Raw genomic sequence first — 26,264 nt, forward strand, 5'->3', positions numbered from 1 at the left:
CCTTTGCTGTACGCAAATTCAAGCATGCTTGTGCCCATTAGGCAAGCATGCTTGGCAAGCGCTCTTGTAGATTGCAGCCAATGAAAACCACTGAACGCATTACCAAACTCGTGCTCGCAAGGAAGCCCGCCATCGGGGTCCGAAGCGTGAAAAGGGATATAGCTACCACTTGTGGGATCAGCTACGAGGCCGTGCGCCAGTGGTTTGCCGGCGACACAGAGAACATCAAGAACGAGAACCTCGTGGCTCTCGCTGAGGGGTACGACACAACGGTTGACTGGCTTCTATCTGGAAAAGGTGAGCCGCCACGTCGGAAATCGGTTTCTTCCTCGGAACCAGTCCCCGCCAAGACGGCCAGCAGTTCAGCCGAGATCGTGCGCCGCATGCTTGAGAAGCATGGCAAAGGCCTGAGCGACGAAGCGAGACGCAGCATCGTTGATGCCATTGAAGCGGAGGCTCCAGAGCAGGAAGGCGGCAACGTGATCGTCGGGGACTTTCCGCGCCCTGGCCCGGTAGGCGACGAGATCAGCATTGCGCACTACGACATCCGCGGCGCCATGGGTAACGGCCAGGTGCCGGCCGACTACATGGAAATGCTCCGCGACGTGAAGGTCAGCCAGGAGCAGCTCCGCAAGATCGGCGTCACCTACGACGATCCGAATCACCTGAAGATGGTGTACGGCTGGGGTAACTCGATGTACCCCACCATCAAGCATGCAGACCCGATGATCGTGAACATCAGCGTTCAGGCGTTCAACGGCGATGGGGTGTTCATCTTTACCTGGCAGGGGCACCTCTACATCAAGCGCCTACAGGTTCACGATGCCGAGCATTTCGAGATGATCTCGGATAACAAACAGCACAAGGATAGGGTCATCCGGATGGATGAGACCTATATCCATGCGCGTGTTCTACTGGTTTGGAATGCGCATCTGGTTTAAGGAAAGGACGAAACTCTAAATTAGAGACGTCACCAATCCATTACAAGGATGAGTCGTGAACCAGAACTTCAAAGCAGTTGATTTTTCAGGCAGCAACACCATCACAGATGAAGGTATCAAGAACCATTTCAAAAAGGAATTGGAAGCTTGGCAGCCTCTTGCTGAACTTATTTGGAACGGGCTGGATGCAAATGCAACCGAAGTTTCTGTAACTGTTCGCCGAAATGATATGGGCGGAGTGGAATCCATATCTGTACTGGACAATGGTGACGGCATTGACTTTACACGCCCGCTAGATAACTTTCGGCGATTCAATGACTCGCTTAAGCGAAAATCCCATTCGATGCATGGATCGAAAGGCCGAGGACGCTTAGCATTCCACAAGATATGCAATCGGGCAATTTGGTTCACAAAGTTCGAAAATCAAGACGCATACATTGAGGTAGAAAGCTCTCATCTTCGCGACATTAAAGGCACTACGATCCCTTCAGCCCAGCAACACGCACTATTGTCTACGCAAGGTTCTGGCACCTGTGTTGAACTCCTAAATTTCTTTAGGCCAATCGCCGAAACAGACTCCCTCCTCTCCCAACTGAGCCTGGAATTCGGCTGGCACCTTGCACTCAATTCAGGAAAGCGCATACAAGTTGACGGCCGGCCTGTTGTCCCGCCTGCTCATACCCGGGTGGAAAGGACAATAAAAATTGACAACGAAGAATTTAAAATTGAGCTACTCCACTGGGCTCAAAAGCTGCAATCAGAAAAATCCTACAACTATCTACTAGATAGCAACGGCAATGTTATCTTCCACATGCCGAGCAGCCTGAATCATAAGCCAGGCTACTACACTAGTCTATTCATCTCATCGTCGTGGTTCGACGCCTACTCTTCTGATCAAGCGCTTTCACAAGAACTGCAAACACTGACCACCACGAAAACATGGAAACAGGTTTCAAAGAGCATCGTTGATTTTGCTCAAGAGCACTACAGGGAGTTCCTAATAACTCAAGCCGACGAACAAATTGAAGAATTTGTTGAACAAGGCGACTTCCCTGACTACAAGGAACTGAGCGCGGCATACTCAGAGTGGCGTCTAAGCCATCTCAAGAGCATTGTTAGAACCATAATAATTTCCGACCCAAAATTATTTAAGAATAGCAATAAGAGACAGCGAAAGATAATAATTAGATTATTGGACAGAATTGCTGTTTCCAATGAAAATGATGCATTGCTTGACGTCCTTGAAAGCGTATTAGACCTGGACCAAAATGCCATGCAAATTTTTTCAGACCAAATCAAGAAGGCAAAGCTAAACAACATTATAAAGACCATCGAAACTCTTCAGAAGAGAGAAATGGCGATTGCTCGCATTTCCGAGATAATGCGAAATCACTTTAAAGAAACTTTGGAGACACCCGATCTCCAAGGCATCATCGAGGCCAATACATGGCTTTTCGGCAATCAATATGAAAGCATCGGCGCAGAGGAAGATACTTTCACCAAGGTCGCTGAACGCTTGAGAGAACGAGTTACCGGCATCAACGAACTTAACGCGGAAGACGTAGAGGACGGCGCAAGCTTAGAAGGGGCGAACCGGCAAGTTGACCTTTTCCTCGTGCGCAGGACAATGCAATACGACTCGCTCAACAAACCTTTTTTCAAGTGTGTGATCATTGAAATCAAGCGCCCCAGCATTGCGCTGAACAAAACTCATCTCCGCCAAGTGGATGAGTACGCCGCGATCCTCAATAGGCATCCTGACTTCAACGGCATCAATACAAAATATGAGATCGTCCTCGTTGGGAGAAAGATCTCCGACGCGGATTACGAAATAAACAGCCGGCTTTTAGACCTTGCCGACAAAAACGAACCCGGACTTATCGGCAGCGGCACTATTAAAAGATATGTAAAGACTTGGAAAACCATCACCGAGGAGTTCGGGATCGCGAATAACTTCTTGCTGAACACACTGCAAATGCAGCGTGATTCATTGGAAAAGGAAAGCAGGGAAGAGTTAATTGAAAACCTCCAGAAGCAAACTGCTTAATAACTGGATCACCCTTTGAGGATTAGCTAAGTCTTCTGATTAAAACTCGCACGCCATTACTGCACGGAGCATCCTCATGGCACGACGCCGCTCCCAATCTTTCCAGTCTTGGTCCCTCGGCCTCATCAGCGTGATCATCACCGGCCTGGTGATGTACTACGCACGCGTTGCTGCGATCGACTACTTCGCCGCGCGCCAGATGGAGCGCACTCAGGCGGCATTGGAAAAAATCCAGCAGCAGGCAACGCGCCAGCAGCAACAGCAGTTCCGACCGGCCCCGTCGCCGGCACCAGTCGACGAGTACGATGCCCAGGTCATGAAGGCTGCTGACGAGTCGCAGCGCCAGCACGACGCTGCATGGGAGAAGTATTACCAAGAGCCCAGGGGCTGCAATAACTGGCGAACTGACCAGCAGATGGTCGAATGCCTAGAATACAAGAGCCGGGCAAAGCGAGAATTCGAGCAGAAATGGGCGGCGGGTGAATTCGCCTCGGGTACCTGACCGAGGCTTGAATTCAGTACTGTCTTTGGTAAGTTTCCTCTTGCCGTGTGGCTCGGAGAGCAGCGGCCACCTGGCAAAAGGCCGTATCGATCGATGCGGCCTTTTTATTTTGTACCTTCAGAACGGCGCTGGCTGATCGTGCAGGTGTTGCACCTTGAAGTCGGTCGGTAGCTCCTCCCCTTCTGCCTGGGCGCCCTCGCCTTCCTCTTCGGCTGGCTGCCACTCCAGCACCGCCGTCCCGTCCTCGAGCTTGGTCACCGTCAGGCCATCCGTCTCCGCCAGCTCATCCATCACCTGGGTCCACGCCTCGTCAGTGTCGCTGTCCAGGCGCCATATCACCGCGCGCCGATCGGCCTGAGCCTTCGGGCTTCCCACCATCGCCGAAATCCGAAGGCGCAGCCTGTCCAGCTCATGGAGGCCGCTACCCGTGGATGCCGAGACCGCTTGTTTTGTCATTTCCGTAGCTCCTTGCAGATACTGTATGCACATACAGTAATTCCAAATAAAGCAAGCATGCTTGCATTTAAAAGACAAGCATGCTTTTATAAATGCAAGCCCGCTTGTACGGCTTCGCTCTTTAACAACGCACCCAATGACGAATACAGCACCTGCCGCTACCGGCGACCGGCGCACCCATCCAGAGGCCAACTGAGGGGCTGAAGGGTGGAGCGCGGCGAAAGCCAAACCGAGCGAATGACCCGGTATGCAGGTGTGAAGGTCGGAGCCACCAGCAGTGGCGCCGACGGGAAAGCATCACTGAAGCGCCTGAGTAATCGGGCGCTTTGGGATGACTACCAGGAGATGACCATGCAAGGAGCCAGCGCCAACGCCCAGGCCTGGGAGCAACCCTTCCCGAACGTCAGCCGTCTCGGAACTCCCGGCGCCCAGCGGTGGGCCACCGTCAGCAGCTACGCCAAGGCGCTGCATGTGCTGAGCCGCTGGCAGCCAGGCTGCGGACTAACCCCCGACACCGACAACTTCGAAAGCCTCGATGCCGCCCAGCGCGCCGGCGAGGAATGGACAGAAGGCGCCCGCGCCATCCCGCGGGAAAACGGACGGAGGATGCAGCCATGAAATAGCCAACATCCCTGGTAGCCCAGTAGCACCGCTGGGCGCGCCGCGAAACGCACTCACATACGGCGGCGTTTGTGAGCACCGAAAGGCCGGATTACTCCGGCCTTTCACCTTCTCAGAACTCCAAGTTCAACCTACTCGTCAACCAGTCGCCGCAGCAAAGCGGCTGTTACGCCACAAGCAAGAGCTCCAATCAAGCAAATGGACAACGACGGATAATTACGCGCCACAAGAGCGCTGACGATAGCTGTTGTAGTGAAACCTAGCGAGGAGCCAGCTAAAAGTCGAACTCCCAGAGGGGCTACGTGGTGCTGGCCAAAAAATCGAAGGCAGATCGGGTACAGAAAACCAGCTGCAAAGCTCGATGGAAACGCTATATGGCCTCCGATCAACATCACAAAAAATATCCCTCCCCCTAACGCAGTCAAGTACCTGGTACTGAGCTCGTGGGTCGGTGCTTGCACCAAAAGAAGCAGGGCGGCAACGATCGGGCTAATCAAGGTAAACATTACAGCGGCTTTGATACTCGCAAACACTTGCCACAAAAGCTGCCTTGGCCTCCTGGTATCGCTTCGACATTCCATGTTCGCCTCCGGCATTAATTAATGCCGCCAGTGTAGAGCACCAGCCCCCCCACTTGCTTCATTCCAAGAGTACTCACCGCGGCGCCCACCGGCGCACAGCCGCGTGATCGAGTGCTGCCCAAAGGAAGCCACCCAGAAAGAGGAACTCGCCATGCAACAGTTGATCATCCGCCAGGAACTGCCATCGCTCCTCCTGCAGACCGCTGCCGCGCGCATGGCCTTCGAGGAGCGCCGCCGCTTTACCATCGAGCGACCGGCCTACCAGGTGAAGGCGGTGAGCCGTGGTTTCTACCACGTCATTGAGACTTCCACGGACAAGGTGCTCGGGTTCCGTCGCTCCCACGGCGAGGCCATCGCATACGCCAAGCAACTGACCATCCGCGCGCGGGATGACATCGGGGCCGAGGGATGAGGAAGCCAGCGAAGACCCAGGCAGAGCGCTCGGCGGCAGCCGCGGCGAAGCGCCGGCGCCTGGACGAAACCGAGCTGCGACACCGGTTACGCCGTGGCACCCGCACCATGCTGGAAAACCTGATGCGCTGGCACGGCATCGAGGAGCAAGCCGAGGCAATTCAGCTCCTCATCATGCACGCGCATGACCTCGGGCCAGACGGCTCAGCCCCTCTTCTCGCCATTCCGCGCCACGATTTCACACCGTCTGAATTCGTGGAGCGCCAGCTCGAACGACTCGGACGGAAAGAGGCAGCGCTCCTCGATCAACAGGAGCTGTGAACCACTGTCAGCGGTGCGCCTCGATGTCCCCAGCAGTCACCCGCGCGGACAGCGAGCGAAGTGTCGCAGCCTGACGACGCAGCAGGTCTACCACCTCCGATACGTTTCCGCCCATCCGAGACGGTAGCTCAAGCACTGCGCCCTCAAGCACCAGCGCAGCCGCCTCCTGCTGAAACGAAAGCTCATCCAGCGTTACCCGCAATTCCTCGCTTGATCTGTTCGGCAGCATGGCGCGCTCCTTTGTGCTCCGACTTGATCCCTCAGCAATAAACCATACAGGCCGATCTCGCCAGCTTCGGCGCGGCGGCGCTCTACCTGGAGAAACCATGATTCAGTCACCCGTGATCCGCTACCACGGGGGGAAGTTCAGGCTTGCGCCTTGGGTGATCAGCCACTTCCCGCCGCACACCTGCTACGTCGAATCGTTCGGCGGCGCCGCCGGCGTGCTGATGCAGAAGGAGCGAGCCTACGCCAAGGTCTATAACGACCTGGACGGCGACATCGTGAATCTCTTCCGCGTGCTCCAGCTCGAGGAGACACGCGAGCAACTGACCCGCCAACTCGTCCTCACACCGTATGCCCGTGGCGAGTTCGATCGTGCATGGGAGCCGACGGCGGACCCGGTGGAGCAGGCACGCCGCACGATCATCCGCGCACAGATGGGCTTTGGCTCGGCCGGCGCCACCAAGGGACGCACCGGCTTCCGCATCGACACCAAGCGCCAATACGGCACAGCCCAGGCTCTATGGCAGGAGTACCCGGAGCAGGTGGCAGAGATTGGCCAGCGCCTGCAGGGCGTACTGATCGAAAACCGCCCGGCGATCGAGGTCATGAAGGCGCACGACGGGCCGGAAACCCTGCACTACGTCGATCCACCCTACGTATTCGCCACCAGGCACGCGAGCGCCAGCAGCCGGCAGTACTACCGGCACGAAATGGACGACGGCCAGCACCGCGATCTCCTCGACGAATTGCTCGAGCTAGAAGGAATGGTCGTGCTCTCCGGCTACTCCAGCGAGATCTACCAGCGCCGGCTCGATGGCTGGTCGATGAACACCACCAACGCGCGCATCAGCGCCGCCCGCGGAACGGCCGTTCGCCAGGAATGCCTCTGGCTGAACCCGGCCTGCATGCGGGCGCTTAGCCAGATGGGTCTCGACTTCGGCGAGTACGACATCTTCAACGACACCAAGGAGCCCGCAGCATGATCAGCTACGGATCGGTATGCAGCGGCATCGAGGCCGCGAGCGTGGCCTGGCATCCGCTGGGATTTCGCGCCGATTGGTTCGCCGAGATCGAACCATTCCCCTGTGCCGTTCTCGCCCACCGTTGGCCAGACATCCAGAACCTGGGCGACATGACAATGCTCGCACGTCAGGTTCTGGCCGGAAAAATCCCCGCCCCGGAGGTGATGGTAGGAGGAACACCCTGCCAGGCATTCAGCGTCGCCGGCATGCGCGAAGGGCTGGCCGATCCGCGCGGCGCCCTCACCATAAAATACGTGGAGCTGCTCGATGCAATTGACCATGTTCGAACCCAGCGAGGCGAGCCAGCAGCGGCATGCCTCTGGGAAAACGTCCCCGGAGTCCTCTCCGACAAGGGCAACGCGTTCGGCTGCTTCCTCGGCGCCCTGGTGGGCGAATCCGAAGAACTTCAGCCGCCAGGGGGAAAATGGAAGGACGCTGGTTGTGTGTATGGACCCCGGCGAACAGTCGCATGGCGGGTTCTGGATGCCCAATATTTCGGCCTGGCCCAACGACGCCGCCGTGTGTTCGTTGTCGCAAGTGCTCGAGCAGGATTCGATCCCGCCGCGGTACTTTTTGAGCGCGAAGGCGTGCGCCGGGATCATCCGCCGCGCCGAGGCGAGGGGCAAGACGTTGCCGGACACGCTCCTTTCGGCCCTTCGCTCCAGTGCGGCTGCGGCTACCTCTTCGGAATGAATCTGGGAGCCTGGGGCTGCCCGAACTGCGAGGGTGACGAAGGACCGGCAGTCGAGGTGCTGGCCGGCGTCCCTGCCTTCGGTGGCGAGAATCAGAGCCGGTCACTGTTCCAGGCCGGCGCCCTGACCGCGCACGGCGCCCGGAATGACTTCGCATCTGAGACGTTCTGTGTTGCGCCAACCCTGGCCGGAGGTGCCAGAAAATCTGGCGGATATAGCCTGGACGATATCCCTATGACAGCGGCCACCCTGCGCGCCCAGCACAATGCCAGTCTTCGCGCAGATAGCGACACCTACATCGTAGCCGGAACGCTCCAGGCGAACGGAAAGGCCGCCGGCAGCGCCACCCAGCAGGACGCCGAGTCCGGCCTGCTGGTGGTGCATGGAACGCAGGATCCTGATGTGGCCAGCGACTGCGCTCACGCGCTGGGCAGGAACCACGGTCAGGAGAATGCTGTTTTCGATCCGAACCAGATCACCAGCGCGTCAAATCGCAGCCGGCCACAACCAGGCATTTGCCACACCCTTCCCGCCTCCAGCGCCGCACCAATTGCGTTCAGTTGCAAAGACCACGGAGCGGACGCTGGCGAGATTGCGCCAACCCTTCGAGCAATGGGCCACGGCGGCAGCCATGCCAATGCCGGAGGGCAGGTTGCAATCTGCATTACCGGCGAGATCACCCACACCTTGAAGGCGGAAGGCTTCGACGCCAGCGAGGATGGAACTGGACGAGGACAGCCAATCGTCGCCCATGCAATCCAGGCCGGCGCATTGCGCACCAACCCGGCAAGCGGTCCCGATGGCGTCGGCGTTCAGGCCGATCACGCCTACACCCTGGAGGCGCGGGCGGAGGTGCAAGCGGTGCAGGTAGCATCAGCAGTGCGTCGCCTCACCCCACGCGAGTGCGAGCGCCTCCAGGGCTTCCCCGACGACTACACACTGATCCCCTGGCGCGGGAAGCCGGCGGAGGAATGCCCAGACGGGCCGCGCTACAAGGCCATCGGGAACAGCAAGGCTATTCCCGTGGTGCGGTGGATTGGGCGGAGGCTTCTGGAGCAGCTGATCAGATATTGACGCCGTAGTGCTTCAGCGCCCATGTGATAGCAATGAGGATAACGCCACCGATTACTGTGGCGATCACCTGAATGGATGTTTCGCGGTACCAGGGCTTCTTCTGCTCTGCCGGAACGGTAACAGGTGCTGGCTCTGTAGGGATCTGCCGGATGCCGGTGAAGCGCACCTGCTCTGGGGCTCCGTACTCATTTCCCTCGATTTCCGCGATTCGCAGATCAGAACTGAACCCGCAGTCGGTGAAATGAATATCCCTGGCAGGTCCGGTGATTTTTATTGCGGCCGGAATCTCGCCAGCCTTGCTCTTGTCGTGCTTGTCCATCTGACACCTTCGGTTAAGGGCGCCATCCTTGCGCTGTTGAGGTCAACACAACCTACCCCACTCCATGCCATTGCGCCACTACGGCATCAGGTCGCAACGACCTCACCGGCCTTGACCTTGTTTGCCAGGGCATTCGCCTTGTCGACGCACTCGTGCACCAGGCCCACCGCCTGCATCAGCACTTCAACCTGCTCCTCCGGCAGCGTCTTCACCACCTGCCAGATCACGTGGGCAGCTTCCTCACCCATGTGCGCAATGTCCAGCAGCTCTCTCCGTAGCTGCTGATTCGCCCGACTCATGCCCATGCCGACTCTCCTCATCACCGGAGCCCCAGCATACCCCCAACATTTACTAGCGCCACTACGGCGCGAGGACGAAGTCATGTCTGAAAAACCGCTGAAGGCCTACCACGTAGGCGAAGGCTCCGAAGGCGAGCATGTGATCGTCTTCGCCACCAGTGGCGCCGCGGGGCGCCGGCAGGGCGGCAACGAATTGAACCTGGAGTTCGAGGAAGTCCAGTTCTGCCGTCGCGCGCCGTGGGCAGATGAGTTCGCTGGCCAGCGTTTCATTCCCGCCAAGGCCTACCACGACAACGGCTGGTGGTTGTTCTGCAACCACTGCGAAACCCGGCTCTATGAAGACGCCGAGGATGACGACGGCAACTGCAGGGAGCTCGTCTACGACGGGCAGCACGCCTACTGCGACCAGGGCTGCAAGGATACCCATGAGCAGGACATCGCCAATGCCAATGCGAAAGGTGAAGCCTTCAAGGCAAAGGCCCTGCAGGAGCGCCCGTACCTGACCTTCACGAAATGGAGCATCGGCTGGCCGCGCATCACACAGAGCGCGGAGTACACGTTCCCCGGCGGCAAGTACGGCGGCTCAGTCCGGGATGAAGGCGACGGCCAGCTGAATTGGTACATCGCCCAGGCAGATCAGGAAGCCTGGAACGCCTTCCGGGCTCAGCAAGCCGCCTGACCCTCCGCAACTGAGGTGGTCGTCACCTACGCAGCAAGGCCTGGCGGGCGCACGACGAATCTGCCGGGGATGATGGAGCTGCACCAATGGCACCGCCTCCAAAGATGAACTCGCGCAGGGCCTTCTCTTCAGTTTCGGTGAGCCGCCGAGACAGGCTTAGCTCTGTGGCAGAGCGTAATTCATTCAGCCTTTTGATCTGGGGCATTGCAAACACCGCGAGAACTTGGTCGCGGCGATTGTATGGATCCGCAGGTGGACTTCCACCCGACTCAAGTCGCATTTGGGCAACTTGCACCACGAATAGCGACGAACGGCGCTGATAGCCGCAATTCAGGCATACCCACCCCGCCGATGAAGCATCGCCCGATGCCGACGGGGCGGGCAGACCGTCTCAGTAGACCCCACACCCTCAACTAGTTCCGCGCCAGCAGGCGCAAGGACACCACATGCACCCCATCATCTACGTCGCCGGCCCTTACCGGGCGCCGGATCGGGCAGCTATTGCCCGCAACATCGAGTCCGCCGGCCGCTTGGGCGCCTACGTCTGCACCCTGGGCTGGTTCCCGATCATCCCGCACATGAACACCGCCAACATGGAGCAGGACTTGCCGAAACTGGGCGACGAGTTCTGGCTGCGCGGCACGATGGCGCTGATGGAGCGTTGCGACGCGGTGGTCCTGGCACCGGGATGGCAGCGCTCCGAGGGCACGCTGGTAGAAATCGCGCGGGCCGAGGAAATGCGGTTGCCGATTTACCGAGCCGCCGACCTGGTGCCCCGGGCGGAGACGTTCATCCAGTGGCGGAAGGCAATGGAGGCCAGTCGAACCCGGCACATTCCCGCGGGCTCATGGAGCTCCCGCCCGAGTGGGACGCCTGCGCGCCTACGGAAACGCCATCAACATTGAAGCGGCGTCGCAGTTCATAGGCGCCTACCTTGAAACATCAACCTGAGAACTACGACGCGGCCACCATCGGGTGGCGTCTTCATCTACCTAACCAGGCAGGTGCGGACGGTTTAGGCCAGTCCTACCCCGAACACCTTTCGCGCCTTCAAGCCATCACGCACTCCCATGTAGGCGAGGAAAGTGCTACCGAATGCCCAGAGGAGTCCCGCACCGATGCCATTACTGGAGTAACCGCCGTAAATGGCGGCAGGAATGACAAGCACACACCCCCAAATAAAGGCATACACAAACCATCCGGCAAAAATCTTGGCCTTGCTCGTAACCAAAACCTCTCCATCTTCTACAAGCTGGACCGCGTACAAGTAGTGCCCTGTGAACATTCCCTTGGCCAGTGAGAGCCGAACGTTCTTGCCAACCCTTAGGAACGATCCGAGGTAGTTGTCGCACGAAACGCTACGAATACGCTTTCCACCAATCTTGATGAACTCATAGTGGTTCGCCTCACCGTCAACGTTGTGCCCGCCGCCAACTTCCTCGATCACGCCCTCAAGCGTTACTACACCCATACGACTCCCTTATCCCTTAGGCTAGCGCCATCATGTTGTGGTGCGATGATGGCGGATTCTAGGGGCAGAAGGCCACTACAGGGAAGTATTGGACTGAGTCGAGGCACTTGGCAGGCCATCCCTGATGGCTGAAATCCTTCGCACCGGGCCATCCGAACCTACCCGAACTGTGCCAGCTCGGCCACTAACGCTGCTTGCCGTTCTCGAAGCTCCCATCGACAAACCAAGGCCGCGGTTTCTTCTTGCGCTTCTTCCCTGACTTCTCTTGAGGCTTGGCCTTTGCCTTGGACGGTTTCTTTTTCGAGTAGAAGCCGGCCAAAGCCTCGTCAGTTGTTGAAGGAGTTGGCGAAGCATGGGGGCTTCGCTTCCTACAGCCCCATGTCGTGGTAATCCCGGCAATACTGGCCTTGGTCGTACTTAGTTATGCCGTAGGGCGATCCTGGATGTTTGTGCACACATTTACCTCGAGCATCAGGCTTTACATACAAGTCCGGACTTACAGGATGAGGCACTCGAGGGCCCGTCCAATAAACACAGCTAGCGCATCGGTGCTTGGTATAGGCCGATCCTATCTTTATGTGCCGTAGGGTGAACCCTGTGAGCTCAGTCGACGGATCACGCTCTGGGCGGTAAGAGCTCTTCTTAGGCGCGGGATCACTTGAACTACGTGTCAAGGGCTTTGTTTTCGGCCGAGACTGGTAGTCAGCGCTCGAACTTGTACTCGGTCGATCAGTTGGTCGCCTCTTAATAGTCGGCTGTTCCGGAGGTGGCTTTGTGGCTTGGTCCCAAATGGCCCATCCAACGATGAGAACACCACACCCAACTGCGAACATCGTTCCAAGTTCCATTTGAAGCCTCTCCGTTCCATTTCCCAATCGCCGCCGATATTACCCATAGCGGCGCCAGTCTCGATACAACCAACCGAACTTTCCCAACCCCGCCGGCCAGCGCCGGCGCGATGAGGTATTGCCAATGGAAACCCCATCCGAGTTCCTCTCGAGCGAGGAGCTGACCGCCATGATCGGCGCCCCTTCGGCCAGGAAGCAGATTCGCTGGCTTGCGGATCACGGCTGGAAATACGAACTGAATGCAGCGAGCAAGCCGATTGTTGGCCGCATCTATGCCCGGCTGAAGCTCGCCGGCGTCAAGCCGAATGGCATCAATGCCACGGAGCAACCGTGGACCCTGGACTTGTCGAAGGTGAGCTAAAGATGCGCCCCAAGGGACCTGGAAACAGGGATTTGCCGCCCAGAATGATTCGCCGGGTGCGTAAGTTGAAATCCGGAAAGGTCTGGGTCGGCTACTTCTACAACCAGACGACCAAGGAAGGCGACGGGAAGCCCAAGCAGCGGGAAATCCCGCTCGGCAGTGATCTGGATGAGGCGAAGGCGGAGTGGGCCAGGCTGGAACGGACTACCCTGCCTAAGTCTACGAAGCTGCTGGGTGAGGTGTTCGATCGCTATGAGGCGGAGATTGTCCCGACCAAGGCGCCACGCACCCAGAAGGACAACCTGCTGTCACTCCGGCAGATCCGGAAAGCCTTCTCCGCTGCACCAATCGAGGCGGTCACACCGCAAACCATTGCCCAGTACCGCGACAAGCGCACCGCAAAAGTCCGGGCGAATCGTGAAATCACCCTGCTGTCCCACATCTACAACATCGCCAGGGAGTGGGGGATCACCACGATTGAGAACCCCTGCAAGGGCGTCCGGAAGAACAAGGAAACGCCCCGCGACTTCTACGCCCGCGACGAGGTCTGGAATGCCGTTTACGCCCAGGCCTGCATCGAGCTGCGCGATGCAATGGACCTTGCCTACCTGACCGCTCAGCGACCGAGCGATGTGTTAATCGCCCGCGCGCCGGATATCGACGGCGACTTTCTCAGCGTCTCCCAGGGAAAAACGTCGAAGAAGCTGCGTATCCGCCTGGTCAACGCGGCCGGCAAGACCGATCTCGGCATCCTGATTGACCGTCTGCTTCAGCAACGTAAGGACCGTAACGTTGTTGGCCCCTACCTGGTCACCACACCTGATGGGCGGCGGCTCACCGCCTCGATGCTGCGAATTCGGTTCGATGAAGCACGGCTGGCGGCAGCCAAGGTGGCGCTGGAGAATCTGGACGAGACGCTGGCCGCGGCAATTCGGCAGTTTCAATTCCGCGACATCCGCCCCAAGGCCGCGTCTGAAATTGACGACCTGGGGCGCGCGTCGAAGCTGCTCGGTCATACCGACAAACGTATCACCGAAACGGTGTACCGACGCGTCGGCGAAGTAGTTGACCCGACCCGATAGGGGGTCATTACGGAAATCTCCGAGCCGATTACGGAAATGCAATCTCCTAACAGCTTCTCGAATACTCAAACGCCAGAAACGCGAAAGCCCCGCAGTACGGGGCTTTCAGCGTATTCAATATGGCGGAAGCGGTGAGATTCGAACTCACGGAGCTGTTACACTCGACGGTTTTCAAGACCGTTGCCTTAAACCACTCGGCCACACTTCCGCGTCAGCGGGGCGCAATAGTACCGGATCGCAACACACTGTCAAACTCTGGTGATTCGAGAGCGTTTTGCCTCTGTTATGATGAACAGCACTACGGTCATGGACCCGTATCCCGCTTAAACAGGAGTGTCTCGACATGCAAGAACGGCAATATCTCGACTCCACAGCAGTGGAGCAGAAAGAGGTCAGCGGCGTCCTGCGCAACACCTACGGGCTGCTCGCACTGACCCTGGCATTCAGTGGCCTGGTGGCCTTCGCCTCGCAGCAGATGCGCCTGCCCTACCCAAGCATCTTCGTTGTGCTGCTGGGCTTCTACGGCCTATTCTTCCTCACCGTGAAGCTGCGCAACAGTGCCTGGGGCCTGGTCAGCACCTTTGCGCTCACCGGGTTCATGGGTTACACCCTCGGCCCGATCCTCAACCTGTATCTGGGCATGGCCAATGGCGCGAGCATCATTTCCTCCGCCTTCTTCATGACTGCCCTGGTGTTCTTCGGCCTGTCCGCCTATGTGCTGACCACCCGCAAGGACATGAGCTTCCTGTCCGGCTTCATCACTGCCGGCTTCTTCGTCCTGTTGGGCGCCGTGCTGGTTTCGCTGTTCTTCCAGATCAGCGGCCTGCAACTGGCCATCAGCGCCGGCTTCGTACTGTTCTCCTCCGCGATGATCCTGTTCCAGACCAGCGCGATCATCCACGGCGGCGAACGCAACTACATCATGGCGACCATCAGCCTGTATGTGTCGATCTACAACCTGTTCATCAGCCTGCTGCAGATTTTCGGCATCATGGGCAGCGACGACTGATCGTCACAGCATCGAGGAAAAAGCCCGTCTCGACGGGCTTTTTTCATTTTCCGCGAAGCAAAACAGCTCATAGCGCCGTATCATCCTGCGAAAATCCGCCGCCAAGGCTCGCTCCATGAAGTTCGTCATTGCACTCTTTTCCCCGCCGCACTCACCGGCAGCCCGACGCGCGCTGCGCTTCGCCGAGGCGGCGTTGGCGGGTGGCCATGAAATCACCCGGCTGTTCTTCTATCAGGACGGCGTGTACAGCGCTTCTGCGAACACAGTGACAGCTCAGGACGAGCTAGACGTTGCAACCGCCTGGAGCCGCTTCGTGGCCGACAACCAACTCGATGGAGTCGTCTGCATCGCCGCCGCCCTGCGCCGCGGAGTGCTGAATGCCGAAGAGGCGCAGCGCTACTCCCGTCCAGCCGCCAACCTGCAGGCCCGCTGGGATCTCTCCGGACTCGGCCAGCTTCACGAAGCCACCCAGTTGGCGGACCGCCTGGTCTGTTTTGGAGGCAACTGATGGCCCGGTCCCTGCTGATCATCAGCCGCCACGCCCCCTGGGCCGGGCCCGCCGCCCGCGAGGCACTGGACATAGCCCTGGCCGGCGGCGCTTTCGACTTGCCAATCTCGATGCTCTTCCTCGACGACGGCGTCTTTCAGTTGGCTCCCGACCAGCGACCGCAAACACTCGAACAAAAGGACCTCCAAGCCAATCTGCAGGCTCTCCCGTTGTTCGGCGTGGACGCGCTCTATGTCAGCCAGCGCAGCCTTGGCGAGCGCGGCCTGGATGCTTCCGGCCTGACACTGCCTGTCCAGGCGCTTGACGCCGACGCACTGCGCGACCTGCTGGAAACCCACGACCAGGTGATCACGATCTGATGGCTACTCTCCACCTGCTCTCGCACTCCCCCTTCCAAGACGGCCGGCTCGCCAGTTGCCTGCATCTGCTCGGCGCGAACGACGGCCTGTTGCTGACCGGCGACGCTGTCTATGCCCTGCGCGATGGCACCGCACCCTGCCAGGCACTGGAGCTAATGCCGACCGCCAACGGCCTCTTCGCGCTACTCGAAGATCTGCAGGCGCGCGGCCTGGACGACGTTCCCGCACGCGTCATCGCTGTCGACTACCCCGGTTTCGTCGAGCTGTGCACCCGCTTCGACAAGGTCAACGCCTGGTTATGAGCACACTACTGGTCAACGGGCACCCTCTCGCCCTGGACAAGGATGGCTACCTGGCCGATCTCCGCGACTGGAGCGATGCCGCCGCCGAGGCACTGGCGCAGAACGAAGGCATCCATCTGACGCCCGAGCACTGGGAAGTCCTGCTGCTGTTGAGGGAGTTCTATGGCGAGTTCCAGCTCTCCCCAGCCAATCGACCACTGATCAAGTACGTCGCACAGCGCCTGGGGCCGGAAAAAGGCAACAGTCTGCATCTCAACCTTCTATTCAAGGGCACCCCAGCCAAGCTCGCCGCCAAGCTTGCCGGCCTGCCTAAACCAACCAATTGCCTATGATCAACGCTGCCCTCGTCCTGCAGACGCCTGCCGAACACCCCTTCGCCCAGTTCGTCCGCATTCTTGGCAAAGGCAAGCGCGGCGCGCGCGGCCTGACCCGGGAGGAAGCCCGTGAGGCGCTGGGCATGATTCTCGACGGCCAGGTCGAGGAGGCCCAACTGGGTGCCTTCCTGATGCTCCTGCGGCACAAGGAAGAAAGCGCAGAGGAACTGGCTGGCTTCACTGAGGCCGTACGCGAGCGCCTGCAGGCCCCGAAAATCGCCGTAGACCTGGATTGGCCCAGCTATGCCGGCAAGAAGCGCCACCTACCCTGGTATTTGCTGGCTGCCAAGTGCCTGGCCGGCAGCGGTACGCGCATCCTTCTGCACGGCGGCGGCGCCCATACCGCCGGACGCCTCTATAGCGAGCAACTGCTGGAACAGCTCGGCCTTCCGCTGTGCCGCGACTGGAGTGCGGTAAGCGTCGCGCTGGACGCCCAGGGCATCGCCTTCGCTCCACTGGTGGACTGGATGCCGCGCCTGCAGCGAATGATCGACCTGCGCAACATCCTCGGCCTGCGCTCACCGATCCACTCCGCAGTGCGTCTGCTCAATCCGCTGGGCGCCACCTGCGTACTGCAAAGCATCTTCCACCCGGGCTACCAGGCAATACACCGCGAAGGAAGCCGCTTGCTTGGCGATTACGCCATCGTCATCAAGGGTGAAGGTGGCGAAATGGAAGTGAACCCTGACACCACCTCACACCTATACGGCTGTCGCGATGGAGTCGCCTGGGACGAGGAATGGCCTGCGCTGTCCGCGTTGCGCCACGTCAAGCCGGAAACGCTCGACCCCACGCAGCTGGTCGCCTTCTGGCGCGGCGAAGCGCAGGACGCCTACGGTGAGCTCGCGGTTCGAGCAACGATGGCCCTCGCCCTGCGAGCCACCGGCTTACCGAGAAACGAAGCGTTCGCAGAGGCCGAAAGACGCTGGCTCGACCGAGACAAATCGATTTAGTCGATTTATTGCATCCCATTTTTGCGCCAACCAATCGATCAATACCCGATAGACTCATCCCATCTCCCCTATTTCTGGAGCAACGAGATGGGACAGTTGATCGATGGGCGCTGGCATGACCAGTGGTACGACACCAGCAAGGACGGCCGCTTCCAGCGTGAAAGCGCCCAGCGGCGCAACTGGATCACCACGGACGGCCAACCCGGCCCCAGCGGCGAGGGTGGTTTTGCCGCAGAAGCCGGTCGCTACCACCTGTACGTTTCACTGGCGTGCCCGTGGGCTCATCGCACACTGATCTATCGCCAGCTCAAGGGCCTGGAATCATTGATCGACGTGTCGGTCGTGAGTTGGCTGATGCTGGAGAACGGCTGGACCTTCGATCGCGCGCTGGGCTCCACCGGCGACAAGCTGGATGGCCTGGACTTCCTCCACCAGCGCTACACCCGCGACGATCCGCACTATACAGGGCGCGTCACCGTACCGGTCTTGTGGGATAAACGTGAGCAGCGCATCGTCAGCAACGAGTCGGCGGAGATCATCCGCATGTTCAACTCGGCCTTCGACGGCATTACAGGCAACCGCTTCGACCTCTATCCGGAACCGCTGCACGGAGAAATCGACGCGCTGAACGAGCGAATCTACCCGGCGATCAACAACGGCGTGTACCGCGCAGGCTTCGCCACCAGCCAGAGCGCGTACGAAGAGGCATTCAACATCCTCTTCGCCGAACTCGACTGCATTGAGGAGCGGCTGGGTACGCAACGTTATCTGACGGGCGAATACCTTACCGAGGCCGACATCCGCTTGTTCACCACACTGATTCGTTTCGATGCCGTCTATCACGGACATTTCAAGTGCAATCTGCGGCGTCTGGCGGACTATCCCAACCTGTCTGGCTGGCTACGCGAGGTGTATCAGTGGGAGGGAGTCGCTGGCACGGTGAACTTCGAGCACATCAAGAAGCACTATTACGGCAGCCACCGTACCATCAACCCGACCGGCATCGTGCCGCTAGGGCCGCAGCAGGACTTCGGCGGGCCACACGGGCGCGAACACCTGCCAGGCAAGGGGATTGCACGCAAGCCTTGAGCGGACGGGGGTTCGCTGCCGATGGTGCGTGTGATCAGATCGGTTTGTCGATGCTGTCGTAGACTTTCTGCAACGCGTCGAGGCGTTCGTGGTAACGCTTCGTCAGACAGGCCTTGCTGGCGCCACAAGCTCGCCGCTGCTCCAGCCAAGCCAATTGCGAATCGCCCAGGTTTCCGCGCATCCCCATTGCGAACAGGCCGCGCAGCAGACGATAGGTCGTCGCCATCTGCACATCCAGCTCGGAAAGCTGGCGATCCGCGCAGATCGCCTTCTCGTCAGGCTGAAGTACCTTGGTGCAATCGAAACTGGCAGCCGCGGCGGGCAGTGCAGTGCAAACCGCCACACAGGCTGCGCTCAACGCCACGCGGCGGCATCCGATCATTGCCGGCCTTCGAACCAGGCGAGCTTGTCGCGCAATTGCACGACCTCACCCACGATTACCAGGGTCGGCGCATGTACTTCGTGCTCCGCAACGAGCCGAGGCAGGCTCGCCAGCGTGCCGGTGAACACCCGCTGATGCACAGTGGTACCCTGCTGGATCAGCGCAGCAGGCGTATCGGGCGCACGACCGTGTTGAACCAACTGCTCGCAGATCGTTGGCAGGCCAACCAGCCCCATGTAGAACACCAGCGTCTGGCCCGGCGCGACCAGGTCGTTCCAGGGCAGATCGGTGCTGCCATCCTTGAGGTGACCGGTCACGAAGCGCACCGACTGCGCGAAATCGCGATGGGTCAGCGGAATTCCCGCATAGGCTGCGCAGCCGCTGGCGGCGGTAATACCCGGCACGACCTGGAACGGGATGCCATTGGCCGCCAATTCGTCGATCTCTTCGCCACCCCTACCGAAGATGAAGGGATCGCCGCCCTTGAGGCGTAGCACGCGCTTGCCTTGCCGGGCCAGTTCCACCAGCTGGCGATTGATCTCGTCCTGGGGCACGGCGTGATCGGCGCGGCGCTTGCCGACATAGAGACGGTCGGCATCGCGACGGCATAGCTCGAGAATGGCCGGCGCGACGAGACGGTCGTAGAGCACCACATCGGCCTGCTGCATCAGACGCAGGGCGCGGAAGGTGAGCAGATCCGGATCTCCCGGCCCCGCACCGACCAGATACACCTCGCCCCGCGGTTCGGGCTGCGGCGATTCCAGCTTGTGCGCCAGAAGCCGCTCCGCCTCGCCTGGCTGGCCGGCGAGCATGCGTTCGGCGACCGGCCCCTGGAACACCTCTTCCCAGAACTTGCGCCGCTGCTGCAAATTCGGGAGGCGTTGCTTGACTCGCTCACGAAAACGGCTGGCCAGGCCAGCCAATTGACCGTAGGTAGCGGGAATCCAGGTTTCCAGCCGGGACCGCAACAGGCGTGCCAGCACCGGCGCATCGCCACCGCTGGAGACCGCCACCACCAGTGGCGAACGATCGACGATAGCCGGGAAGATCACGCTGCACAGTGCCGGCGCATCGACCACGTTGACCGGCACGCCGCGCGCGTGCGCGTCGCGGGACACCTGGGCATTGAGCGGCTCGTCATCCGTCGCAGCGATGACCAGCACGCAATCCTGCAGATCACCCTGGGCATACGGGCGCAGGAGCAAATCGCCCTCGCCCTCTTCGACCAGCTCGCGCAACTCCGGATGCACTTCCGGAGCCACAACGCGCAGCACTGCGCCGGCGTCGCTCAGCAGGCGCGCCTTGCGCAGCGCGACATCACCGCCGCCGACCAGCAGCGCGCGACGTCCGCGCAGGATGTGGAACAGCGGCAGGCAATCCATTTCAGCCGATGACCTCGATGCCGCCCATGTAGGGCTTGAGGACTTCCGGAACGCGGATCGAGCCATCGGCCTGCTGGTAGTTCTCCAGCACGGCGACGAGGGTACGGCCTACGGCGAGGCCGGAGCCGTTGAGGGTGTGCAGCAGCTCAGGCTTGCCGGTTTCCGGGTTACGGTAGCGCGCCTGCATGCGGCGCGCCTGGAAGTCGCCACAGTTGGAGCAGGAAGAAATCTCGCGGTACTTGTCCTGGCTCGGCACCCAGACTTCCAGATCGTAGGTCTTGGCCGCGCTGAACCCCATGTCACCGGTACACAACGCCAGGGCACGATACGGCAACTCAAGGGCCTGGAGGACTTTCTCAGCGTTGCCGACCAGGCTTTCCAGCGCTTCCCAGGACTTGGACGGCTCGACGATCTGCACCATCTCGACCTTGTCGAATTGGTGCTGGCGGATCATGCCGCGGGTATCGCGCCCCGAAGCACCGGCTTCGCTGCGGAAGCACGGGGTGTGGGCGACGAACTTCAGCGGCAGCTCCTTCGCATCGAGAATCTGGCCGGCAACGATGTTGGTCAGCGACACTTCGGCGGTCGGGATCAGGTACAGATCCGCTTCGTCCTCACGCTGGATCTTGAAAAGATCTTCCTCGAACTTCGGCAACTGACCTGTGCCTTGCAGCGCCGGGGCCTGGACCAGATACGGAGTATAGGCCTCCTCGTAGCCATGCTCGCGGGTATGCAGGTCGATCATGAACTGCGCCAGGGCGCGATGCAGACGAGCGATAGGACCGCGCATCAGCGCGAAGCGGGCGCCGGACAGGCGGGCTGCGGTCTCGAAGTCCAGCCAGCCATGCTGTTCGCCCAAAGCGACATGATCCTTGATCTCGAAGTCGAAGATGCGCGGGGTGCCCCAGCGACGGACTTCGACGTTCTGCTCCTCATCGGCTCCGACCGGAACCGATTCGTGCGGCAGGTTCGGGATAGTCAGCAGCAGAGCGTCCAGCTCAGCCTGGATGGCATCCAGCTCTCGCTTGCCGGACTCCAGTTCCTCGGCCATGCGATTGACCTCAGCCTTCAGCGGCTCGACGTCCTCGCCATTCTTCATGGCCTGGCCGATTGCCTTGGAACGCGCGTTACGCTCGGCCTGCAGCGCTTCGGTGCGGGTCTGGACGGACTTGCGCTGGCTCTCCAGCGCTTCGATGCGCGCCACATCCAGGGTGAAGCCGCGAGCGGCCAGGCGTTCGGCCACTTCTTGTGGCTGGGTACGGACCAGTTTGGAATCGAGCATGGTGTCTTCTCGTGTCTAGGGTCGGGCGGCGCTCGCGTGCGTCGCTTCAGGATTTTCTACGTTTGCGGGGGCTGGCCTGGTCGAGATTCGCCAGATGACGCAGCTTCTCGCCGATCTTCAACTCCAGCCCGCGCGGCACGGGTTGGTAATACTGACGCGGCTGCATGGGCTCGGGAAAGTAGTCCTCTCCAGCCGCGAAGGCATCCGGCTCATCGTGGGCATAACGATATTCGTCACCGTAGCCCAGATTCTTCATCAGCTTGGTCGGTGCGTTGCGCAAATGCAGCGGCACCTCCAGTGAACCGTTCTCCGCCACATCACGGCGCGCCATGTTGTAGGCGTTGTATACGGCATTGCTCTTCGGCGCACAGGCCAGGTAGACGATGGCCTGGGCCACCGCCAGCTCCCCTTCGGGGCTACCCAGTCGCTCCTGGACATCCCATGCGTTCAGGCAAAGGGTCAGCGCGCGCGGGTCGGCATTGCCAATATCCTCGCTGGCCATTCTCACGACACGACGGGCGATGTACAGCGGGTCGCAGCCGCCATCGAGCATGCGCGCATACCAGTAGAGCGCGCCATCCGGGCTGGAGCCGCGCACCGACTTATGCAGGGCACTGATCTGGTCGTAGAAGGCTTCACCACCCTTGTCGAAGCGCCGGCGCGAATCGCCCAGCAGATTCTGCAGCAGCTCCGGACTGATCTCACCGTTGTCCTCGGCAAGATCGGCGGCATTCTCCAGCAGATTGAGCAGACGCCGACCGTCGCCATCGGCAGCGGCCATCAGGATGTCGAAGCTCTCTTCGGGCAGGCTCAGGTTACGCTTGCCCAGCCCTTTCTCTTCGGTAAGCGCGCGCTGCACCAGCCGACGCAGCGCTGGCTCGTCCAGGCTTTTCAGCACATAGACACGAGCCCGGGACAGCAGCGCGTTGTTCAGCTCGAAGGATGGGTTCTCGGTAGTCGCACCGATGAAGATCAGCGTGCCATCTTCGACATAGGGCAGGAAGGCATCCTGCTGACTCTTGTTGAAACGGTGTACTTCATCGACGAAGAGAATGGTGCGACGACCGTACTGCGCCGCATGCTGCTTGGCGACCTCCACCGACTGGCGGATTTCCTTCACTCCGGAGAGCACCGCCGAGATGGTCTCGAAGTGCGCATCGGTGACCTGTGCCAGCAGGCGCGCCAAGGTAGTCTTGCCGACACCCGGCGGCCCCCAGAAGATCATCGAATGCAGCGCGCCCTGCTCCAGCGCCTCGCGCAGCGGCTTGCCACGGGCGAGCAGGTGCTCCTGGCCGACGTACTCGTCCAGGCTGGTCGCGCGCAAACGCGCGGCCAGGGGCTGGGAAACGGGGGCGGAGCGGAACAGATCCACGGTCTTACCTATCAATCGAGCAGGCGCCAGGCGCCGGTCATTCCTGGATGACGTCGACACCCTTGGGCACGTCGAAGACAAACTGCTTGGCGTCGATCGGCTCGTTCATCTTGACGTCGAGGAACAGGATATTGGTGCGCTGGCCAACGCTGTCGATCAGCTGCATGTCGTTCACCACACCATTGCGGAAGGAAATCCGCAAGCTGTCGAACAGGGTGTCCCTGGCCTTGGGCTTGAGGATGAAGTCCACTACGTTTCCGCCGTCCTTCGCGGTGATATCGAAGCTCTGGCCGATCTTCGAGACATCGCCGGAGAGCAGCAGGGCCGGAGTCTGGGTCAGGCGCAGATCAAGCTTCTGAATGGTCACCTGTTCGAGGTCCGGGTCAAACAGCCAGATTTTCTCGCCGTTGGAGATAAGCAACTGCTCCTGCGGCGCATCGGTGTGCCAGCGGAACAGGCCCGGACGCTTCAGCGCGAGCTGGCCAGCGGTTTCCTGCAGCCGGGTGCCGCCGCCATCCAGGGTCAACTGGGAAAAGCGCGCGGTCATGGTCTGGGCCTTGCTGAGCATACCGCTCAGACGCTGGGCGGCGGCATCGTCGGCGTGGGCCTGGACGCCAGCAAAGGCCAGCGCAGCAACGAACAACATGCGGATCAGACGCATGGATATCCTCGAAATCGAATCAATCACGGATCGGGGCCGGCGCGATTACCTCGCGCGAGCCGTTGGTGTTCATCGGAGTGACCACACCGGCCATCTCCATCGCCTCGATCATCCGCGCGGCGCGGTTGTAGCCGATCTTCAACTTGCGCTGCACGGCGGAAATCGAAGCCCGGCGACTCTCTGTCACGAAACGCACGGCCTCGTCGTAAAGGGGATCGTCCTCGCTGCCCTCGCTACCTTCGCCACCACCGCCATCGAAGGAGCCACCGCCGCCCTCTTCGGCGCCAGCAAGGATGTCTTCGATGTAGTTCGGTGCGCCACGCAGCTTCCACGCCTCGACCACCCGGTGCACCTCATCATCGGAGACGAACGCGCCGTGAACGCGGATCGGCAGACCGGTGCCCGGCGGCAGGTAGAGCATGTCGCCGTGGCCCAGCAGTTGCTCGGCGCCCCCCTGATCGAGAATAGTGCGCGAGTCGATCTTGCTGGACACCTGGAAGGCGATGCGGGTCGGAATGTTGGCCTTGATCAGGCCGGTAATCACATCGACCGACGGACGCTGGGTCGCCAGGATCAGGTGGATGCCTGCCGCACGCGCCTTCTGGGCGATACGAGCGATAAGCTCTTCCACCTTCTTGCCGACGATCATCATCATGTCGGCGAATTCGTCGACCACAACTACGATGGTCGGCAGGGCCTGCAGCAGCGGCGCTTCGTCTTCCATGCTTTCGCGACGATACAGAGGATCGGTCAGCGGTGACCCCGCCTCCTCTGCGTCCTTCACCTTGCGATTGAAACCTGCGAGGTTGCGCACCCCCATCGCCGCCATCAGCTTGTAGCGACGCTCCATCTCCGCCACGCTCCAGCGCAGGGCGTTGGCGGCTTCCTTCATGTCGGTGACGACCGGGCACAACAGGTGCGGAATGCCTTCGTAGATCGACAATTCCAGCATCTTCGGGTCAATCATGATCAGCCGCGCCTCTTCCGGCGTCGACTTGAACAGGATCGACAGCAACATGGCGTTCACGCCCACTGACTTACCGGAACCCGTAGTACCTGCAACCAGCAGGTGCGGCATCTTCGCCAGGTCTGTGATGACCGGATTGCCACCGATGTCGTGGCCCAGGGCCAGCGGCACCGTGGACTTGTGCTCGTCGTACTCCGGCGACATCAGCACTTCGGAGAAACGCACCATCTGCCGGTCTTCGTTGGGAATTTCGATGCCCACGGTGGTCTTGCCGGGGATTACTTCCACCACCCGCACGCTGATCACCGCCAGCGAACGGGCCAGATCCTTGGCCAGGTTGGAAATTCGGCTGACCTTAACACCGGCGGCAGGCTGGATTTCGAAACGAGTGATCACAGGACCAGGATGCACGGACTCGACGACCACCTCGACGCCGAACTCCTTGAGCTTGATCTCCAGCAGGCGCGACAGCGCTTCCAGCGACTCGGGAGAGAAGCTCTGCTTCTTCTCGGCAGCCGGATCGAGCAGCGACAGTGGCGGCAATGTGCCTTCCACGGCGGTATCAACAAACAGCGGCGCCTGTTTTTCCTTCAGTACGCGCTTGCTCGGCTCCGCTGGCTTGGCAGCCGGCGGCGGAACGTCGATCTTCGGTGCTGGACGCTTTTCACGCTCCTGCACACTCTTGACCAGCGCTTCCTCGCGCTCGATCAGGCGTTCCTTGACCTTGGCCTGCTCGCGGCGGTCGGCGACGATCGGCGCGGCGACTTCGGCAACGCGCTCATCCACCTCGCGCAACTGAGCGACCAGTTGCTTGTGCTCGCTGCGCGCGCTCCACCAGCGGTTGGCGGCGTTGTGAATCAACTCGAAGAGATCGAGGGTGATCTTGCCGGTAATGTCCATGACCTTGAACCAGGACAGGTCGGCGAAGACAGTAAGGCCGAACAGGAACAACGCCAGGAACAGCAGCGTACTGCCCTGCACGTTGAGGACATTGATGCCCAGCTGCCCCAGGCTTTCGCCAAGAGCGCCCCCCGCGGAAGCCGGCATGTGGCTGCCACTGGTATGGAAGTGGATATAAGCCAGCGCGGAGCCGGAGAGCACCAGGAACACCAGGCCGATCAGACGCCAGGAGAACAGCCAGCCGCTCCACTCCCAGGCCATGTGGCGCTTGCGGAACACCTGCCAGGTCTTGACTGCCAACAGCAGGGGGAACAGGTAAGCAAAGTAGCCCAGCACCATGAACAGGATGTCGGCGAACAGGGCACCAAGGCGACCGGCGGCATTCTGCACTTGCTCGACATGACTGGAATGGCTCCAGCCCGGATCGGACGGATCATAGGTGAGCAGAGCCATCCACAGGTAGAGGCATAGCGCGCCAAGCGCGATCAGCGCCCCTTCCTTCAGGCGATAATGCAGTTGCTGACGCCAGGCGGCGGCATGACTTGCTGTGGTGGTGTCCTTCAAAACGCGTCTATTCCTGCGCTGTACGCGCGTCCGAGATTCGTTGAGCCTCAAAGCAGGCCTATTGTACGGCTTTAGGCGGCCGACGCCAGCGAGGCCGGAAGCCTCCGACAGTGCTTTTGCCGGCTTTCCGAGGTTCGGTGTAGCATAGCCCAACATCGCTTTGTGGCTGCTCAATTGGAGCACGCATTCTCTTACGTGACAAAGGCTT

General features: G+C 60.3%; 30 protein-coding genes and 1 tRNA gene. 19 read left to right on the top strand and 12 right to left on the bottom strand.

Translation table 11 applies throughout. The features are described from left to right. Positions 1-80: 80 nt before the first annotated feature. The 3 genes from OU419_RS16920 to OU419_RS16930 all read left to right on the top strand — a co-directional run bounded on the left by OU419_RS16920 (position 81) and on the right by OU419_RS16930 (position 3,490). Positions 81-941 carry an XRE family transcriptional regulator gene (locus tag OU419_RS16920; protein WP_254473658.1) on the top strand — a complete coding sequence of 287 codons (861 nt, stop codon included), beginning with the start codon at positions 81-83 and terminating at the stop codon, positions 939-941. Between the two features lie 55 nt (positions 942-996). Then, positions 997-2,988 carry an ATP-binding protein gene (locus tag OU419_RS16925; protein WP_254473656.1) on the top strand — a complete coding sequence of 664 codons (1,992 nt, stop codon included), beginning with the start codon at positions 997-999 and terminating at the stop codon, positions 2,986-2,988. 76 nt (positions 2,989-3,064) lie between these two features. After that, positions 3,065-3,490, top strand: a complete 426-nt coding sequence (locus OU419_RS16930; protein WP_254473655.1) for a hypothetical protein — start codon at positions 3,065-3,067, stop codon at positions 3,488-3,490. Positions 3,491-3,607: 117 nt separating this feature from the next. Here OU419_RS16930 and OU419_RS16935 read toward each other — a convergent pair whose 3' ends face one another. Next, a complete protein-coding gene (locus tag OU419_RS16935; protein ID WP_254473653.1) occupies positions 3,608-3,946 on the bottom strand; it encodes a DUF1654 domain-containing protein in 339 nt (112 codons plus the stop codon). Positions 3,947-4,297: 351 nt separating this feature from the next. On the opposite strand from OU419_RS16935, the gene OU419_RS16940 reads away from it, so the two are divergent. The 3 genes from OU419_RS16940 to OU419_RS16950 all read left to right on the top strand — a co-directional run bounded on the left by OU419_RS16940 (position 4,298) and on the right by OU419_RS16950 (position 5,880). Further along, a complete protein-coding gene (locus OU419_RS16940; protein WP_254473651.1) occupies positions 4,298-4,564 on the top strand; it encodes a hypothetical protein in 267 nt (88 codons plus the stop codon). Between the two features lie 735 nt (positions 4,565-5,299). After that, the gene (locus tag OU419_RS16945; RefSeq protein WP_254473649.1) at positions 5,300-5,560 is read left to right on the top strand and encodes a hypothetical protein; all 261 of its coding nucleotides are present in this window, start codon (positions 5,300-5,302) and stop codon (positions 5,558-5,560) included. Then, positions 5,557-5,880, top strand: coding sequence for a hypothetical protein (locus OU419_RS16950; RefSeq protein ID WP_254473646.1), 324 nt, complete (start codon positions 5,557-5,559; stop codon positions 5,878-5,880). Before OU419_RS16945 ends, OU419_RS16950 begins: the two co-directional genes overlap by 4 nt. A 7-nt stretch (positions 5,881-5,887) precedes the next feature. Here the strand turns inward: OU419_RS16950 and OU419_RS16955 are convergent, their stop codons facing one another. Beyond that, positions 5,888-6,109 carry a hypothetical protein gene (locus OU419_RS16955; RefSeq protein WP_254473644.1) on the bottom strand — a complete coding sequence of 74 codons (222 nt, stop codon included), beginning with the start codon at positions 6,107-6,109 and terminating at the stop codon, positions 5,888-5,890. Between the two features lie 97 nt (positions 6,110-6,206). Here OU419_RS16955 and OU419_RS16960 point away from each other — a divergent pair, with 97 nt between their 5' ends. Further along, the gene (locus tag OU419_RS16960) at positions 6,207-7,088 is read left to right on the top strand and encodes a DNA adenine methylase (protein WP_254473642.1); all 882 of its coding nucleotides are present in this window, start codon (positions 6,207-6,209) and stop codon (positions 7,086-7,088) included. After that, complete coding sequence (locus OU419_RS16965; protein ID WP_254473640.1) at positions 7,085-8,893, top strand: DNA cytosine methyltransferase; 1,809 nt, start codon at positions 7,085-7,087, stop codon at positions 8,891-8,893. Before OU419_RS16960 ends, OU419_RS16965 begins: the two co-directional genes overlap by 4 nt. Here OU419_RS16965 and OU419_RS16970 read toward each other — a convergent pair. Continuing rightward, on the bottom strand, positions 8,883-9,212 hold the full coding sequence (locus OU419_RS16970; protein WP_254473638.1) for a hypothetical protein: 330 nt from the start codon (positions 9,210-9,212) through the stop codon (positions 8,883-8,885). The two genes, OU419_RS16965 and OU419_RS16970, sit on opposite strands and share 11 nt — an antisense overlap. Before the next feature lie 86 nt (positions 9,213-9,298). Then, the gene (locus OU419_RS16975; protein WP_254473636.1) at positions 9,299-9,511 is read right to left on the bottom strand and encodes a hypothetical protein; all 213 of its coding nucleotides are present in this window, start codon (positions 9,509-9,511) and stop codon (positions 9,299-9,301) included. 82 nt (positions 9,512-9,593) lie between these two features. On the opposite strand from OU419_RS16975, the gene OU419_RS16980 reads away from it, so the two are divergent. Both OU419_RS16980 and OU419_RS16985 read left to right on the top strand, forming a co-directional pair. Beyond that, a complete protein-coding gene (locus tag OU419_RS16980) occupies positions 9,594-10,190 on the top strand; it encodes a hypothetical protein (protein WP_254473627.1) in 597 nt (198 codons plus the stop codon). 446 nt (positions 10,191-10,636) lie between these two features. Next, positions 10,637-11,095 carry a DUF1937 family protein gene (locus tag OU419_RS16985; protein ID WP_254473625.1) on the top strand — a complete coding sequence of 153 codons (459 nt, stop codon included), beginning with the start codon at positions 10,637-10,639 and terminating at the stop codon, positions 11,093-11,095. A 110-nt stretch (positions 11,096-11,205) separates the two neighbouring features. Here the strand turns inward: OU419_RS16985 and OU419_RS16990 are convergent, their stop codons facing one another. After that, entirely contained in the window at positions 11,206-11,661 is a 456-nt protein-coding gene (locus OU419_RS16990) for a hypothetical protein (RefSeq protein ID WP_254473623.1), read from the bottom strand. 972 nt (positions 11,662-12,633) lie between these two features. Here OU419_RS16990 and OU419_RS16995 point away from each other — a divergent pair. Next, entirely contained in the window at positions 12,634-12,870 is a 237-nt protein-coding gene (locus tag OU419_RS16995; protein ID WP_254473621.1) for a DUF4224 domain-containing protein, read from the top strand. Positions 12,871-12,872: 2 nt separating this feature from the next. Continuing rightward, a complete protein-coding gene (locus OU419_RS17000) occupies positions 12,873-13,952 on the top strand; it encodes a tyrosine-type recombinase/integrase (protein WP_254473613.1) in 1,080 nt (359 codons plus the stop codon). A 120-nt stretch (positions 13,953-14,072) separates the two neighbouring features. Here OU419_RS17000 and OU419_RS17005 read toward each other — a convergent pair. Continuing rightward, positions 14,073-14,160, bottom strand: a tRNA-Ser gene (locus tag OU419_RS17005). A 135-nt stretch (positions 14,161-14,295) separates the two neighbouring features. On the opposite strand from OU419_RS17005, the gene OU419_RS17010 reads away from it, so the two are divergent. The 7 genes from OU419_RS17010 to OU419_RS17040 all read left to right on the top strand — a co-directional run bounded on the left by OU419_RS17010 (position 14,296) and on the right by OU419_RS17040 (position 18,546). Next, positions 14,296-14,961 carry a Bax inhibitor-1/YccA family protein gene (locus OU419_RS17010; protein ID WP_254473612.1) on the top strand — a complete coding sequence of 222 codons (666 nt, stop codon included), beginning with the start codon at positions 14,296-14,298 and terminating at the stop codon, positions 14,959-14,961. A 115-nt stretch (positions 14,962-15,076) separates the two neighbouring features. Next, positions 15,077-15,469 carry a sulfurtransferase complex subunit TusD gene (gene tusD / locus OU419_RS17015; RefSeq protein WP_254473611.1) on the top strand — a complete coding sequence of 131 codons (393 nt, stop codon included), beginning with the start codon at positions 15,077-15,079 and terminating at the stop codon, positions 15,467-15,469. After that, positions 15,469-15,828 (top strand): sulfurtransferase complex subunit TusC, encoded by a 360-nt coding sequence (gene tusC, locus OU419_RS17020; protein WP_254473610.1) that lies wholly within the window; start codon positions 15,469-15,471, stop codon positions 15,826-15,828. The genes tusD and tusC overlap by 1 nt, the downstream gene beginning before the upstream one ends. Beyond that, on the top strand, positions 15,828-16,130 hold the full coding sequence (tusB, locus tag OU419_RS17025; protein ID WP_254473609.1) for a sulfurtransferase complex subunit TusB: 303 nt from the start codon (positions 15,828-15,830) through the stop codon (positions 16,128-16,130). Before tusC ends, tusB begins: the two co-directional genes overlap by 1 nt. Further along, positions 16,127-16,462, top strand: a complete 336-nt coding sequence (locus tag OU419_RS17030) for a TusE/DsrC/DsvC family sulfur relay protein (RefSeq protein WP_254473608.1) — start codon at positions 16,127-16,129, stop codon at positions 16,460-16,462. The genes tusB and OU419_RS17030 overlap by 4 nt, the downstream gene beginning before the upstream one ends. Beyond that, positions 16,459-17,457 carry a glycosyl transferase family protein gene (locus tag OU419_RS17035; RefSeq protein WP_254473607.1) on the top strand — a complete coding sequence of 333 codons (999 nt, stop codon included), beginning with the start codon at positions 16,459-16,461 and terminating at the stop codon, positions 17,455-17,457. Before OU419_RS17030 ends, OU419_RS17035 begins: the two co-directional genes overlap by 4 nt. An 87-nt stretch (positions 17,458-17,544) precedes the next feature. Beyond that, complete coding sequence (locus OU419_RS17040) at positions 17,545-18,546, top strand: glutathione S-transferase family protein (RefSeq protein ID WP_254473606.1); 1,002 nt, start codon at positions 17,545-17,547, stop codon at positions 18,544-18,546. Positions 18,547-18,580: 34 nt separating this feature from the next. On the opposite strand, the gene OU419_RS17045 is transcribed toward OU419_RS17040, so the two are convergent. Genes OU419_RS17045 through ftsK form a run of 6 tightly spaced genes read right to left on the bottom strand, consistent with a single transcriptional unit; the run spans position 18,581 to position 26,107 of the window. Then, on the bottom strand, positions 18,581-18,928 hold the full coding sequence (locus tag OU419_RS17045) for a lysozyme inhibitor LprI family protein (RefSeq protein ID WP_254473605.1): 348 nt from the start codon (positions 18,926-18,928) through the stop codon (positions 18,581-18,583). Beyond that, entirely contained in the window at positions 18,925-20,310 is a 1,386-nt protein-coding gene (gene cysG, locus OU419_RS17050) for a siroheme synthase CysG (RefSeq protein WP_254473604.1), read from the bottom strand. The genes OU419_RS17045 and cysG overlap by 4 nt, the downstream gene beginning before the upstream one ends. 1 nt (position 20,311) lies before the next feature. Then, a complete protein-coding gene (gene serS / locus OU419_RS17055; protein WP_254473603.1) occupies positions 20,312-21,592 on the bottom strand; it encodes a serine--tRNA ligase in 1,281 nt (426 codons plus the stop codon). A 46-nt stretch (positions 21,593-21,638) separates the two neighbouring features. Continuing rightward, positions 21,639-22,964, bottom strand: a complete 1,326-nt coding sequence (locus OU419_RS17060; protein WP_254473602.1) for a replication-associated recombination protein A — start codon at positions 22,962-22,964, stop codon at positions 21,639-21,641. A gap of 37 nt (positions 22,965-23,001) precedes the next feature. Beyond that, a complete protein-coding gene (gene lolA / locus OU419_RS17065) occupies positions 23,002-23,625 on the bottom strand; it encodes an outer membrane lipoprotein chaperone LolA (protein ID WP_254473601.1) in 624 nt (207 codons plus the stop codon). A 19-nt stretch (positions 23,626-23,644) separates the two neighbouring features. Then, on the bottom strand, positions 23,645-26,107 hold the full coding sequence (gene ftsK, locus OU419_RS17070) for a DNA translocase FtsK (RefSeq protein WP_408004900.1): 2,463 nt from the start codon (positions 26,105-26,107) through the stop codon (positions 23,645-23,647). Between the last annotated feature and the right edge of the window lie 157 nt (positions 26,108-26,264).

The sequence above is a fragment of the Pseudomonas triclosanedens genome (genome assembly GCF_026686735.1).
Taxonomy (GTDB): domain Bacteria; phylum Pseudomonadota; class Gammaproteobacteria; order Pseudomonadales; family Pseudomonadaceae; genus Pseudomonas; species Pseudomonas triclosanedens.